Below are 14,226 nucleotides of genomic sequence, written 5' to 3'. Positions count from 1 at the left end.
ATGGGTTATTTCTTGTTGCGGGCTTTGTCATACCTTTCGCGGTGTATAGTAGCAGCATTAGCGATAAAATCCAAAGCATTAACACCTGAAGGTTCGGTCATATCTAATTCTTCAGGAGTAACCTTTTTTGTAGGCCACATTTTATTTTCATTAGTGAGTTTAAAAAGCTCTGTTGCCTGCAAGCGTTTTGAAAAGTCATCTTCTTTCTCTTTAGCCCAGTTTGTATAGATGTAGTTAAGGGACGATGCAAATAAATCAGCCAGTTGTATGGATTCACTGTCATGACTGGCGGCAATCTTTAAACTGTTGACCAATAATGGATATTTGTGTTTCCGCGACCCGTAACCCACCTCTGCTGTTGGTAGTGAGTGGGTTAAAAAATCTATCATGTCTCGCCAATAATCTATCTGTTTAGAATTGTCAAATGTAATGTCAAAAGGTTTTCCGTAAATCTTTGCCCAAAAGTTACAATGATCCACAAAACAACTTAAGGTTGCGTCTAAAGTGTATTTATCAAAGTTACTCGTGATTGTCCCAAGATGTTGTGTACTCAAGATTATAGGTGTTAAAATATCTTTAAATTCTGGTTGTGTTGATTGCTGCAGACCTATTACTGACTCGTAAAATTCAACGCAATCATGATGAGACCGAGAACGAACCCACTTTACAAATAATTCACAAACCTTGTCATATTCGGTTTTCCAAGCGACGGTACCCAGAATATGGAGCATATTTGCAGTTGCGAGATTACTGCCGTACTGATAAATATCTATCCCTTCTCCATACAATACTGGTTCTATTAGCTGATCTACCAGCTGGATAGCAACCATAAATTGTTTGTGTGCAAAATAATGATAAATACGGTCACTTTTGATTAGTTCATGATTAAAGATTTCTACAATTGCATTGCGAAATTTCTGGAATTTTTTAAGATTCTTGAAATGCAGTTCATCAGCGTTACTTATTGCTTTTATAGGTGCTAACAACTTTGCTGTTTCGTCAGCAGTGAAATTATGTGATGCAAGCACGAATGTCGGCTGATTCTTATCTAATAAGTTTCCTCCGGAATTGCCGGCTTCATCAAAATATATCATTTGCTTACTTTAGCGATCTTATCATGTTTATCAGCTAATGCATAGGACATTATAAAATAAAATAATTATTTCATTACCTGCCCTCATAAACATAGCTGCAAGGCAATGTTATTTTTCAACTTTAATTCTATAAGCTGTCACAATCTTTTTTATTTCCTCAAAATCATTTCCCCCCAATGGATAGTGTGAATCAATTATCTTAATTGCACAGTAGGTCATTAGAATTGTATTTTGTAAAATAAATCCAATATATGTGTTTTGGTGTTTTTCCAGATCAATCGAATTTACTGGCCATTCATTACTTAGTTTAGTCATTCCTCTACTGAATAACGTACCGAATAATGTTCCATGAATTATTTCAGAAGAATGTCTATAGATATAAAAAAGATTAAGGGTTAATATTGTTCCAATGTCTTTCCCATATTTATCGGCAATTATCTCAATCTTTTTAAAAGTATTGTCACCAGTCCACGACCTAACTTCAAAGCCTTTTTGACTGGTAAACTCATCAAGTGCAATTTTTAACTCGTCGGACACCGGAATGTTATTGAAATTCTTTAAACCAATCGCTACTTTAATATCTTTAATATTAATTTCCCTATTTAAATCTCTATAAGACTTTTGATGCGAGTGCTGCAAAGCCAGTTTTATCGCTTTCTCGCCGTTGGCTCCGAAATATCCTATATTCAATACATGCTCAAATATGGGACGAGCAATAATATAACAATCTCGCATCCTTTGCTTTTGCGACAAATCAAGTAAAGACATACCACTTTCCACGATTGGCCATGCTAATGTCCACTTAGCCATCATCAAGTCATCGTTTACATTTGGAACTTTTTCGTTTATCTTCCATAAAGAGGCAAGTACTTTGTCTAAAGTAATCATAGCCTCTTTAAGATATTCATCACTGCCAAGTTTTAAAGATTGATCCATAGAAATTACTTTAATGTAAGAGATATTTAAATTGTTGTCCGCCTAAATTATTAGTTAAAACTAAGATAGCATGATTACTATAAAATGATTACTGACTGCCTTTCAAATACTTGATTGATCCCACAGTTTTTTTCGTCCTCCTAATTATCGATATCAATGAGAAGGGTTTTTGTTGTCCTGTTGAAATTAATCTACTTAAATGAGCCCTCTTGACTGGATTTTTGTTTACAGTAGGGCTCTCTATATTTCAAAGTCCTACCGTATAATTAGAGCAATTTGCTACAGATTATTTAAAGATAATCTATTTTTCAAGGTCTCCATATCTTCCTTTAGTTTCCTCTCAACCACCTTTGCATAAATTTGAGTAGTTGTAATCTTCGTATGTCCCAAAATCTTACTAACCGTCTCAATGGGTACGCCATTAGATAATGTCACGGTGGTCGCAAATGTATGCCTGGCAATATGAAAGGTTACTTTCTTTGTTATACCACATAAGTCGGCAATCTCCTTCAAATAACTATTGACTTTTTGGTTTGATACGGTTGGAAATACACGGCCATCCGACAGTGACCTTATATTATCCTCATATTTATCTAAAATCTTTAAAGCTGGTGGAAGTAGGGGCACATTAACTGGTATTAGTGTCTTTTCTCGGCAAGTCCTTATCCAACGTTCTCCATCGCTACCGGCAATGATGTGTGCCGGAGTTAAATTGATCATGTCCACATAAGACAATCCGGTATAGCAACAGAAGACAAACATATCCCGCACCATATCCAATCTCGCGATTGACAGCTTTTTCTTTTCCATGTCCGCCAAATCCTTTTCAGATAATTGCTCGCGGTTAACTTTTAGAATCTTCAATTTGTATGTGGCAAAGGGATCATTGTTAATCCACTGTAGGTTCAAAGCCAGATTAGTCATTTTTTTCAACCTTATGATATGTTTCATCACACCGTTGTTGTTTAGTGGTTGCTGGTGATCTTTAGGTTTATGGTTGCGGAGAAATACCTCAAAATCTTTTACAAACTTATAATCTAACTGATGTAAGTAAATATCCGTAGCATTAAATTGAGTTTCCAGAAACTTCACTAAATAGCGCTGGGTGACATAATAATGTTTCAGGGTACTCCACTTCAAATCTTCGGTAGAAGTTTCGTTATGGTACGTTATAAGGCGGCTTAGGGAATAAACCTGGGCTTCCTCTCCAAGGTATAAATCTTTCACTGCTTTAGCCGATAACATTTTCCTTTTGATCTGAAGTTCCTTATAGCTGTTGCCAATGGCAAGCCTTACTTCCTCCAGGTAGTTGTTAATAGACTTAACCTCTTCTTTATTTCCTTTAGCGGCACCTTTGCCGCCATCCCAATTTTTGGGATCAACATTTTGCTTTAAAGCAATGTAAGCGCGCTGACGATTTACCGTAACGCAGGCATAAATAGGTTCTTTTCCGTCTTTCGCTTTGTCAGGACGGGTGGTAAAATGAATACCGAACGACTGTGATGTTTGCATAAAATCTAATTTTTAAGTTTTAATGTTTCATACTTCATCCCGTTTTTAGGTAACACAATAGGTAACACAAATACAACATAAGGCCACTTGCAAAAAGTAACTTTTATCGCTGTAACAAACTGTAATTCAATTTATTGAATTGGTTTGTGTTACCTAATTTAAAAACAAAAAACAGGTAGTCGGATAGGTAACGAGAACTTAGGCTTTACAAAGGGTTGGTAAGGGGATAATTAATGAAAAAACCCCTTAAATCAATGATTTAAGGGGCTCTACCGCCTCGCCAGAGTCGGATTTGTGCGCCCACCTGGGCTCGAACCAGGGACCAAAAGATTATGAGTCTTCTACTCTAACCGACTGAGCTATAGGCGCGGTTATTTTTGTTTATTTAACGGGTGCAATTTTACATATTTGCATTCATTTTACAAAACTCTTTATGCAAAATATCAAAAATATCATCTTCGATTATGGCAATGTGATCTTCAATATCGACTTTAAAAAGGCAGAGTTGGGTTGGAATCAATTGGGTATCAGTAATGCCGCTGACTTTTTTGGCCACAAGCAACAAGATGAAATTTTTGACAAATTTGATAGAGGAGAAGTCTCTGCGGATGAATTCAGGGACTATATCAGGCTAAAATCGGGTAATCCAACGCTTACCGATGAGCAAATTAACGCTGCATGGAACAGTATGCTGCTCGGAATTGAGCCAGGTAACCACGAATTATTGCTTGATTTGAAAACACGATACCGCATTTTTTTACTCAGCAACATCAACGCTATCCATTATGATTACATTATGGATTACCTGAAAAAGGATTTCGGCTTTGACGGTAACGCGCACCTGTTTGAAAAAGCCTACTATTCGCATCATACAGGCATGCGTAAGCCCGAAGCACGAATTTTTGAGTTGGTGCTTAATGAAAATAATCTCGACCCGGCCGAAACGCTGTTTATAGATGATAGTCCACAACATTTGGCAGGGGCCGAAAAACTGGGTATCCAGACGCTTTTGATGACCAAGCCAGATACCATTCAACAATTTTTTAAAAGATCGGGCTTATGAATGGAATGTAAAGCTGTTTGAGGCTTTGTGTTCCTTTTATTCCAGCCTTATGTTCATCATTTAATGATGAGCTCCATTTGAATATTGCTGCGTTCATATGGCGATGTGCGGGCGGCTACTTTATTGAAGCCTAATTTATGGTACAGGTTTATGGCTGGTTTTAAGATGGTGTTACTTTCCAAATATATTGTTTTAGCACCTAATGATTTTGCTTTTTCAACAATGGCGTTACCCAATAAGAACCCAATATTTTTACCCTGAACTGTGGGCGACACGGCCATTTTTGCCATCTCATAATCATAGTCCGGATCATCCATTTTTATCAGCGCGCATACGCCTGCCGGTTTGTTATTGTATAGCGCTACCAGTATATGTCCTCCCCTATTCAAAATATAGCTTTCAGGATTATCAAGCGCTTTGTAATCAGCTCCTTCCATTTTAAACCATTTAGATATCCATTCTTCATTTAAATCTCTAAAGGCTTGTTTATAATCAGCTGTGTAATCAACTATCTTAACCTTCAAGCTTTCCCGTTCTTTATTTTGGTCGCGTACGCGATTAAATAATGATTTTTGCTCAAGCAAAAACTCCCATTCTTCAATGGCTTTCCATAAATCGTTGCGGGTTTGGGCTATGAGTTGTTCAATGGCCTGGTTTACATCGGTGTACTGATCTTCAATTTTTTGAGTTATCGATAATCCTTTGGTTGATAAGCTAACCATATTGCGCCGGCCATCAGTCTTATCCTTTTGCTCTGTTACAAGATCATGTTTGGCCATCTCCCTTATTATTTTACTTACAGATGGGTGCGAATGTCCAATCTCTTTGGCTACATCGGTGATGGTTTTAGCCTCACCAGCCGATAACACATAAAATACCGGAAACCATTTCGGCTGCATGTCAATATCATATAGTTTATAAATTTTGGCGGCGTCTTCGGTTATCATTTCGGTGAGCATTCGCAACCGGCTGCCTATAGCCATTTTGCCTGTTTTGTTGAAAAAATCCATTTTATAAATACAATTACGTAACTAATTACACAAATATATAAATTCATGGATTTATTTTTTGCAATCGACACAAAATGATAAAAATATGATACTATATGCCGAATTGATTTTATACCGCTTAGTTCCCTTAATTAAGATATTCCCGCTGATATTTATTTCTATAATCAATAGGCGATAAACCGGTAATGCGTTTAAAAGTAGTACGAAATGCCTTATTATCGGTATAGCCAACGTTGTACATCACTTCGTTCACGTTATCGCGTGAGGTTTCCAGGCTTACTTTAGCCGCCTCAATTTTTACACGTTGAATGTACTCGGCCACGGTATTAGCCGTTGCTTTTTTGAAGCGTCGCTCCAGGTTGCGCCTTCCCAGGGCAAACATTGATGCCAGTTGCTCCACGCTTATTTTTTCCTGGTAGTTTTTTTCAATAAACTCCTGGGCTTTTTTAATCGGATCATCGGAATGGTCTTTTTGTCCCTGAAAAATAATAAACGACGATTGACTGGTGCGCTCCATCTCGATAGCAAATACCTTTGAACTTAAAATGGCCATATCCCGGCCAGCAAATTTTTCTATGAGATATAAAATAAGGTTGAGGTAAGAGAAGGCACCACCCGATGAATATAACCCCTGCTCGTCGGTTATGATCTTTTCAGTTACCAGGTTAACATCAGGAAACATGGCCCTGAACTGATTTGCCGCCATCCAATGCGTAGCGCAGCTTTTACCTTTTAGCAAACCTGTTGAAGCTAACAGGAATGCGCCCATGCACAAACTGGCAACCTCTGCCCCATTTTTATATTGCTCAATTATCCAGGGGATAAAATCCTTATTGGTTTCAATAGCGGCAGTTATCTCGCCATCAAGTGCTGGAATGATGATCAGGTCTGTTTTCTTTACATCAGAAAACAACACATCTGTATTAGCAGTAAAAGCGCCTCCACTTACTGGGGTAGCTTTAGCCAGGCCTACCAACTCAACCTTAAAAACGGGCTCTTTTCCCATTGATAAAAAAAACTGGTTAACCTGGGTTAGTAATTGCCTTGACCCTTCAAGACTGCCTAATATAGCACCTTTTGGCACCAAGATGGATATATGCTTCATATCTCAAAAATATAATAAACGGATATTGTTAACAAGGGTTTATTTAAACCATATACTGCCTAACATTAGAGTTTTGATGAATCAGGGCGTTTTACATGGTGGGCGCCTGTTCATATATTGTCCACAATTGTTCCGGAGTGCTTCTCTTTTGGGCGAGGATAATCGCAGTGTTTACTTTGCCTTTGCTATCGGCTGGGGTTATATATAAATCAGTACCTTTTAATTTAATGAGGTAGGCGTCTTGCTTTACTTTTATAAACTCATATTGCTGGTTAGGGTCGTTACTTACAAATGGTTGTTCTTCAAAAGGTATACCCTCGTTAGCCGTTGTGACTGGCTGAAACGTTTTGTTGGTTAACAGGTTTTGAAGCTGATAGATATTAGTTCCGGTATTTTTAAAATTCCAGGTCATACATTTCCAGTTTTCCGGATAGTAGGCAACTAACGGAGTTCCGTTTTTTGACGCCGCGTCCTTCACGCGCAGCAGCATGCCTGTTTCAACATTTTTGATAGCGTAGTTTCCAACGATGACTTGGGCTGATGTAAAAAATGACAGGCACATCAGGATACACCATAGCAGCACATGTTTTTTCATAAGTAGGTATAGATAGGTTGACGATAATGTAAAACGTCAATTTAGCCAAATAGTTTGACAATTCACAAACCAACCTGAAAGCGGTTTGGCACAGGCCCATTTTCCATAACTATGCCATTATTTTAAATAGATCGTTCCATTTGGCAGTGTTTTTCAATGTTTTTTCAGGAATTTTTGTCAGAAAACATGTCACATGTCATACTACATGACAAATTGACAAAAAAAATTTCAAATATCTAAGCGATGTAAAAAACTACCCTTAATGCGATATTTTTCAATCAAACTGACTAATTGGGATCTATTTTAACTTTACAAATGATTTTTGGCGACTATTTTTCATTTTTTGAGTAGAAAAATGAATCATTTTTTACAATGTCATACTTTTAACGCCTAAGTTTCTGCTTTTTTTTATTTCTGAAAATTTACATTTAAAAAACAACGCTATATTTTTTTTTCAAAGCGTTTCGCTCTTTTTATTTCCCCTATTCTCCCGTCATTTTTTGCGAATTAAAAAAATAACCGATTTTATTTTTTTGCTATTTCTCCTCCAAAAACGCATTTGATTTTATGGCATGTTTTTAGTCGATTCCCGTTCAGGAAACCGTAAATGTTTATCACTTAAGCCCATATATATTAGGGATTTATGCGATTAGCAATGTGCTTCCAGGAGCTATTAATAATATATAAATCACTTAAAAAATTAAAACTATGTTAATCGTATTAGAAGTTGCAGCCTTTTTAGCAGTTATCGTATTACCATTAATTCCAGCTAAAAAAGTTGCGAAATAATTAGGTATCAACAGCCGTCGTCACAATTCAATAAATCATTAAAAAAATTAAGATCATGTTAATCGTATTAGAAGTAGTTGCATTTTTAGCAGTTATCGTTTTGCCTTTAATCCCGGCAAAAAAGGTTGCAAAATAATTTAAGCATTACATTTACTTGTAAACAAAAGATGGATAGCGTTTAGGCTACCCATCTTTTTTATTTTAAAAGGTTTTTATTTTGATACAGATTTAGGTTTTCACTTTCCCTAATCAATTACCTTTACCGGCCGCCGCCAGGGGATAATGTTTATCCGCCTTATCAAGCACAACAGCAATGCTGTCCCTACCTTTCAATCCTTTTAAAATAAATTTACCTGGTGATGGTATCTCATACTTCAGCACTATTCGCTCCGTGGTATCCGCCCTGTTTTTCAGGGTTAACACTTTCTTTACGGTGTCTGCGCTATAACCATAAAACAACCTGCCAATATTCCCGTAGTACTCGGTAGTACGGACCTTATTTTGGGTGTTTAATTTAAACGCCTTATCAACTTTGATGCTTATGGTATTGAATTTTTCGAAAACCACATTTTGCCAGCGTAGGCTATCGTCAGGATGGTATGGGATCAATTTCCCATTCAATTTAAACTGGCTCACTTTGTAAAATCCCGTAAAGCTTTTAACGCCGTTATCCAAGGGCAACTTAAAGGTTTTGCCCGCAGCGTACAAACGCTCGTAATGATATCCTCTGTAAATGAGGAATACAAAAATAAATGAAAACTTCAACGCCGTACGGGTCCACTTTTTCCATCCGGCCGAAAAGGCGGGCGGCGCGATATAGCTTATCGCGGCTTTTTGGTGTCGGATTAACAGCGTCCAGAATTTATCGGCATCCTTGGCTAACAGCAGCAACGATAATAAAAGCAAATGCAGGCTGGCCAGTTCAACACCGGCATCATAACCAATATTTACAAACCAAATCGGCAGCAATATGGCAATCATCATGAGTGCCCCAAGAGTTGTTGTGCGCCTGAAAAGGATAAGCACTGTAGCGGTAAGTTCAAAAATTCCGGCAAATACCTCAAAAAATGGGGATACACCCGTGGTAAGCCAATATAATTTACCGGGCGTAAAATCGCCAAGGTTGGTGTTTAATTGGCTGAGTGTTGGAAACGGCATCTGCACCGGAAAAACCTTGGCTATAGCAAACCACGACATTCTTAACGCTACCTGGTACCTTACTAATATAAAAAACAGGTTGTACAAGCGGCCATCATTGGGAGTATGATCAAGTACGCTTTTATTTTTATTGATCTGCTTTTCAATAAACGCCCAGCCTACTCCAACCACCAGGGAAATGACGATGGTTATAAACCAGCCAAAATAATTTTTGCCACCATGGTTATCAAAAAACCATGGATTATTCTGACTGATTACATCCAGCCAGCGCCATGGATAGTTAGCCACCGAGAAACCGGCATCAAAATCCTGCTTATAAAATGACGGAACAAGCGGAATAACAGTTATAGCCGCGTAAACAACAAATGTTCGCAACAATATTCTTTGCGGTGTTTTCCAGTTGGGCGCTGTAAACTCAATAGTGCTATCGCTCATTATCCCAACCGTTTACTAACCTCGTTCCAGTTTAACACGTTCCACCAGCCGGCAACATACTCGTTGCGTTTATTCTGATATTTGAGGTAGTAAGCGTGCTCCCAAACATCCAGGGCCAGCAAAGGCGTACCTTTTACTGTAGCATTATCAAATAAAGGATTATCCTGGTTAGCTGTAGAGGCTATGCTAAGCTTGCCATCTACATTAACCAACCATACCCAGCCCGATCCAAAGCGACTGAGCGCCGCTTGTGCAAACTGCGCCTTAAATAACTCCAATGAGCCAAAGGCAACATTAATGGCATCTTTTAACTTCCCCTGGGGCGCGGTTGGTTTTGGCGTTAAACTTTGCCAAAAAAAGTTATGGTTCCAGGCACCACCACCGTTGTTACGCGCCTTTGGCGATAACTGGGAAGCATGATCAAAAAACTCCTTTTCAGTAGTGTAGCTTATCTTTTCGGCCACTATAGCATCATTTACATTTTTAATGTAAGCAGTGTGATGTTTGGTGTAATGAATCTGGTTGGTTTGCGTGTCTATGTATGGTTCAAGGGCATTGTACTCAAAACCTAAAGGCACCTGGGTAAATTGCAATGCCTCAGCGGCAATAAATTCCCGCGTATTTGCCGCCTCCCGGGCGTATGTTTTATCTGCGCCAAATATAACCGGACCAGCCAAGGCTACCGCAGCCGTTGCTTTTAAGGTATTTTCAATAAATTTTCTGCGACTGTTGTTTTTCATGTTGATTGTATTTATTTAGTTAAATAAAGCTGCCCGGATTAAACCGGGACAGCTTTAGTAGCACACCTATTAAATCACTGATATTTGTGCCTTATTTTTAATTAATTATGGGCTAATACTGTGGCGCCCAAGGCTGTACTGCCTGGTGTGCCATTGATGTATATGGTATATATTTTACCGGCGGCAAGCGTAACATTGCTTAGTTTATTGTTTTGGATACTTAGCACCGAATGATCTGAACTTTGTGTTACTGAAAAATTAAAGGTGCCTGCATCAACCGACACAAACGGCCCGATTGACCAGGTGTTTAACCCAGTGCCCGATAACACAGATCCTCCTGCCCTTCCGTATGCTGTACCGGTAAACAAGGCTGTTTGCCCGACAATGCCAAAATCAACATTAGGTGTGCCGGGGGCCAGGTTTACAAACCTTATTTTTGCTTTGCCAGCAGCCGGAGCCGATAGATCATCATAAAAAAGGATCAATGAATCGGCTGTGGCTTTTGTGTTTTTAATGGCAAAAACGGTATGGTAATAATTAGCAATGGGACCATTTGGCCCGCCGGTTGTTGTAAAAGTGGCGCTGTTACCAAATTCTCGGGATGCTTTGTATGATGTATTGGTGCCTTCGGTAAAATTGATCTGCACATCGCCAAACTGGGTATCCAGGTAATCGCTTTTGGTATTGATGGCCAATGCGGTTTTAGTTACCTGTGTAGTGTACACCCAAAACTGGATATTGGCATTCACAGGTCTGGCGTTTACAAAACTGACATGTGCTACAAGTGCCGATCTATCAGCGGCGTTTACGTTTAAATAATCTGTTTTTTTGCACGATGTACCGAGTAATAAGAGTGCTGCCAGTAATAAATATAGTTGCTGTGCACCAAAAAGCGATGCTTTTTTCAGTAGTCTGTTATGTTGATTGAAATATATAATGTTCATGACAATTGCGCTTATAGATGAGCTGATAACTTGATAAATGGCTGTATGCCGGCACTACCGTTTTGTATGCCAACCACTGTTGGATTACGCAGGCCCGCGATGGATGGATCGGTATAATCGCCCAATACATTAAACACATTGTTTATACCTACAGTACCCTGCAGTTTTGGGTTAAATTTATAGCCAACAGATAGGTCGGTAACCCATATTGGTTTCAGGTTTTGATAAAAGTATACCGGATTAAGTGGATCGGCAGCACTTAGCTGTGAGGCTGTGGTTACTTTACCAAAGTAAACTGTACGGGCCAGGAAGGTAAATTTATCCACACTGTAAATACCTTGCAGGTTAACCTTTTGAGCCGGGATATTGGTGGTAACCCTTGCCCGTTCTGCCGGACTTAGAATTACGTTGGTATACTTTTCCAGCCCCTTAGGTGTATTTACTTTAGTTACTTCATTTTTTTCGAAGTTACCGCCAAACAGGAAATTGATATTACCTTTATCTAACAGTACTTTATAGCTGCCGGTAAACTCAATCCCTTTTGTACGGGTACTAAACTCGTTGTAAAAAAAGTTGGCCTGGGCAGCACCCGTTTGCTGAAACAGGGTTTTAACGTCTGCAGGCAAATTAGTATCCGACGAAGTAAAGTTGCCCGTATTACCTACCCGGTTATTGATATCTATCAAATAAGCGTCAACCGTTAACTCAACGTTACTGCCAGGTGCCGAGGTAAGCCCCAAAGCATATCCTTTTGATTTCTCTGGCGATAATTTAGGGATTCCCAAAGCCCTTGCGGCTGCGCTTTGGTTCGATGCTGTTAAGATATCAACACCTTTGCCCTGCTGAAATGTGGTGGAAATTGAAGTGTAGTATGACTGTGCTAAATCCGGTGCCCTGAAGCCGGTATTAGCAGATCCGCGAATGTTTAACCAGCGGGCAAAGCTGTAACGGGTGGCGGCTTTCCAGGTAAATACGTTGCCAAAATCAGAGAAGTATTCGGCGCGGCCAGCGCCCGAAATCAGCCATTCTTTAGTTATGTTCAATTCCAAATCGGCATAGCCCGCGGTTACCGAACGGCTTACATTAACCGCGTTCTCGGGCCTGAAACCAAGGTGTATCTGCGAGCCTGCTGCCAGTCCGTTTAATGATGTAACACCGGCGTTTGATAAATATGGGATGCCACCTGTAGTAGTATCAACATCAACAATAGTACGCTGATCTGCCTTTGAATAAGAAGCTTCTTCGCCGGCTATGATCTGGAAACTCTCTACCCTGTTTTGCACACCGAAGGCCACGTTCAAACCTTTCAAAAGCTTATCAAAGTATCGGTTAAAATCAAGGCCTGTAGTGTTTTGCCCGGCACTGTATCTGCCCGCGTCAAAACTGGTTGGGCTTTTTAAGCCTAAGCTGGCATTTAATGAATTATCAACCCGGTTGCTAAAGCTGTTTTTGCCGTAGGTATTTGATAGATCTACGTTCCACTCCCCTATTTTTCCTTTAATACCCACAGCGATTGATGCATCTACAATGTTGTTTTCCATGGCAGGCAGGAAGCCATCGGGATATATGAAATTATTGTTTCTTGATGTCCACCCCGGTAAGCGGTAAACCGCCGTAAATTGCGAATTACGACTGCTGATACCACCAAAGGCATAAATGTCTGTTGTTTTGTTTAACGGCAAACCTGCGTTAAAGAATAGTAACGCGTCCTGGCCGGCATTAGCACCGCCACCACGCTGATCAAAATAATGCCTGTCAATACCCCGGCTTGCCAAAATAGCATCATCAATAGCTTTGGTATAAATAGCATCGTATCCGCGTGTATTTGCCCCGCCACCATAAATGGGGCCATTGTATAAGCCGGCATCTGCTTTACCCGCGGGTAAAGCTATGGCTTGCGTGGCGTATTCGGCGGTGGCATTAATAAAACCACCATTATCGCCTAAACCTACGCCATAATTGGCATTGGTACGGGTAACGGCTCCATCGCCACGGCGACGTGTACTTCCGGAGGTACTTACCACCAGGTCGTCCGTTTTTTTCTTTAAAACGATGTTGATTACGCCCGCGATAGCGTCTGATCCATATTGAGCAGCTGCGCCATCGCGCAAAATTTCAATCCTATCGATAGATCCCGTTGGGATAGAGTTCAGATCGTACCCGGTTGAACCGTTGCCTAAGCCACCGTAGTTTACGTTGGCGCTTTTATGCCTGCGTTTTCCGTTTATCAAAACCAAAACCTGGTCGGGACCTAAACCACGCAATTGGGCAAGGCTCAGTGCCGATCCGGCATCACCGGCGTTGCTGCCGTTTACCGAGTGGAATGATGGCGATATATATTGCAGTATCTGCGTTACACTCACCTGTGGTGCCGATTCCAACAATGGCTTAACATCAATAACATCAACAGCCGATGCCGAATTAAGCTTGGTACGATTAGCATTACGAGAGCCAATAATTTGCACCTCGTTAAGGTTATTACCAGCCGGTTTAAGAGCGATGTTAAATTGCTTTAAGCCATCAATTTCAACTTCCTGGGTTTCGTAACCTATAAAGGAAAACAACAGGTATTTACCATTCCGGATAACAATATCAAACGAGCCATCGGCTTTAGTCACGGCTCCCTGGTTGAGGCCTTTTACAGTTATGGATACACCGGGTAGCGGTTTATGATCATCGGCACCGGTCACTACACCGCTTACCGTTCGTTTTTGTGCAAATAGATTTTGCCCGTATGCCAGGCTAAAAAATAAAAGCAGGAGTACAATTTTCTTCATTTAAAAAGGGGTAAAAAAATCAAAGCGGTGGCTAAGCCGGTACATTCCGGCTCAATTATTCACGCTTT

General features: G+C 39.9%; 11 protein-coding genes and 1 tRNA gene. 1 reads left to right on the top strand and 11 read right to left on the bottom strand.

Annotated elements, in window-relative coordinates; translation table 11 throughout:
- Nucleotides 1-5: 5 nt before the first annotated feature.
- The 4 genes from QWZ17_RS28975 to QWZ17_RS28960 all read right to left on the bottom strand — a co-directional run bounded on the left by QWZ17_RS28975 (nucleotide 6) and on the right by QWZ17_RS28960 (nucleotide 3,911).
- Nucleotides 6-1,094: a DUF3800 domain-containing protein gene (locus QWZ17_RS28975; RefSeq protein WP_290308856.1), complete on the bottom strand. Its 1,089-nt coding sequence runs from the start codon at nucleotides 1,092-1,094 to the stop codon at nucleotides 6-8.
- Between the two features lie 108 nt (nucleotides 1,095-1,202).
- The gene (locus QWZ17_RS28970) at nucleotides 1,203-2,030 is read right to left on the bottom strand and encodes a DUF5677 domain-containing protein (RefSeq protein WP_290308855.1); all 828 of its coding nucleotides are present in this window, start codon (nucleotides 2,028-2,030) and stop codon (nucleotides 1,203-1,205) included.
- 279 nt (nucleotides 2,031-2,309) lie between these two features.
- Nucleotides 2,310-3,542, bottom strand: a complete 1,233-nt coding sequence (locus QWZ17_RS28965; protein ID WP_290308854.1) for a site-specific integrase — start codon at nucleotides 3,540-3,542, stop codon at nucleotides 2,310-2,312.
- A 295-nt stretch (nucleotides 3,543-3,837) separates the two neighbouring features.
- A tRNA-Ile gene (locus tag QWZ17_RS28960) sits at nucleotides 3,838-3,911 on the bottom strand.
- A 64-nt stretch (nucleotides 3,912-3,975) separates the two neighbouring features.
- Between QWZ17_RS28960 and QWZ17_RS28955 the strand changes: the two genes are divergently transcribed.
- Nucleotides 3,976-4,605, top strand: a complete 630-nt coding sequence (locus tag QWZ17_RS28955) for an HAD family hydrolase (protein ID WP_290308853.1) — start codon at nucleotides 3,976-3,978, stop codon at nucleotides 4,603-4,605.
- Nucleotides 4,606-4,661: 56 nt separating this feature from the next.
- Here the strand turns inward: QWZ17_RS28955 and QWZ17_RS28950 are convergent, their stop codons facing one another.
- From QWZ17_RS28950 to QWZ17_RS28920, 7 genes are all read right to left on the bottom strand, one after another.
- A complete protein-coding gene (locus QWZ17_RS28950) occupies nucleotides 4,662-5,615 on the bottom strand; it encodes a bifunctional helix-turn-helix transcriptional regulator/GNAT family N-acetyltransferase (protein WP_290308852.1) in 954 nt (317 codons plus the stop codon).
- A 127-nt stretch (nucleotides 5,616-5,742) separates the two neighbouring features.
- The gene (locus tag QWZ17_RS28945; protein WP_290308851.1) at nucleotides 5,743-6,720 is read right to left on the bottom strand and encodes a GlxA family transcriptional regulator; all 978 of its coding nucleotides are present in this window, start codon (nucleotides 6,718-6,720) and stop codon (nucleotides 5,743-5,745) included.
- A 91-nt stretch (nucleotides 6,721-6,811) separates the two neighbouring features.
- On the bottom strand, nucleotides 6,812-7,315 hold the full coding sequence (locus QWZ17_RS28940; RefSeq protein WP_290308850.1) for an RICIN domain-containing protein: 504 nt from the start codon (nucleotides 7,313-7,315) through the stop codon (nucleotides 6,812-6,814).
- Between the two features lie 1,038 nt (nucleotides 7,316-8,353).
- Nucleotides 8,354-9,697, bottom strand: coding sequence for a hypothetical protein (locus QWZ17_RS28935; protein ID WP_290308849.1), 1,344 nt, complete (start codon nucleotides 9,695-9,697; stop codon nucleotides 8,354-8,356).
- The gene (locus QWZ17_RS28930; protein ID WP_290308848.1) at nucleotides 9,697-10,437 is read right to left on the bottom strand and encodes a superoxide dismutase; all 741 of its coding nucleotides are present in this window, start codon (nucleotides 10,435-10,437) and stop codon (nucleotides 9,697-9,699) included. The genes QWZ17_RS28935 and QWZ17_RS28930 overlap by 1 nt, the downstream gene beginning before the upstream one ends.
- A gap of 101 nt (nucleotides 10,438-10,538) precedes the next feature.
- On the bottom strand, nucleotides 10,539-11,381 hold the full coding sequence (locus QWZ17_RS28925; RefSeq protein WP_290308847.1) for a DUF4397 domain-containing protein: 843 nt from the start codon (nucleotides 11,379-11,381) through the stop codon (nucleotides 10,539-10,541).
- Between the two features lie 11 nt (nucleotides 11,382-11,392).
- Nucleotides 11,393-14,158, bottom strand: coding sequence for a TonB-dependent receptor (locus QWZ17_RS28920; RefSeq protein ID WP_290308846.1), 2,766 nt, complete (start codon nucleotides 14,156-14,158; stop codon nucleotides 11,393-11,395).
- Nucleotides 14,159-14,226 lie beyond the last annotated feature (68 nt).

The sequence above is a fragment of the Mucilaginibacter flavus genome, assembly GCF_030409315.1.
Taxonomy (GTDB): domain Bacteria; phylum Bacteroidota; class Bacteroidia; order Sphingobacteriales; family Sphingobacteriaceae; genus Mucilaginibacter; species Mucilaginibacter flavus.
The sequence above is the reverse complement of the archived record's forward strand: the minus strand, read 5'-3'. Positions and strand labels throughout refer to the sequence as shown.

Bases quoted from the DNA above. Each gene is read 5' to 3' on its own strand.
- QWZ17_RS28945 (WP_290308851.1), bottom strand. From the start codon at position 6,720: ATGAAGCATATATCCATCTTGGTGCCAAAAGGTGCTATATTAGGCAGT.
- QWZ17_RS28950 (WP_290308852.1), bottom strand. From the start codon at position 5,615: ATGGATTTTTTCAACAAAACAGGCAAAATGGCTATAGGCAGCCGGTTG.
- QWZ17_RS28965 (WP_290308854.1), bottom strand. From the start codon at position 3,542: ATGCAAACATCACAGTCGTTCGGTATTCATTTTACCACCCGTCCTGAC.
- QWZ17_RS28970 (WP_290308855.1), bottom strand. From the start codon at position 2,030: ATGGATCAATCTTTAAAACTTGGCAGTGATGAATATCTTAAAGAGGCT.
- QWZ17_RS28925 (WP_290308847.1), bottom strand. From the start codon at position 11,381: ATGAACATTATATATTTCAATCAACATAACAGACTACTGAAAAAAGCA.
- QWZ17_RS28955 (WP_290308853.1), top strand. From the start codon at position 3,976: ATGCAAAATATCAAAAATATCATCTTCGATTATGGCAATGTGATCTTC.
- QWZ17_RS28920 (WP_290308846.1), bottom strand. From the start codon at position 14,158: ATGAAGAAAATTGTACTCCTGCTTTTATTTTTTAGCCTGGCATACGGG.
- QWZ17_RS28935 (WP_290308849.1), bottom strand. From the start codon at position 9,697: ATGAGCGATAGCACTATTGAGTTTACAGCGCCCAACTGGAAAACACCG.
- QWZ17_RS28975 (WP_290308856.1), bottom strand. From the start codon at position 1,094: ATGATATATTTTGATGAAGCCGGCAATTCCGGAGGAAACTTATTAGAT.
- QWZ17_RS28940 (WP_290308850.1), bottom strand. From the start codon at position 7,315: ATGAAAAAACATGTGCTGCTATGGTGTATCCTGATGTGCCTGTCATTT.
- QWZ17_RS28930 (WP_290308848.1), bottom strand. From the start codon at position 10,437: ATGAAAAACAACAGTCGCAGAAAATTTATTGAAAATACCTTAAAAGCA.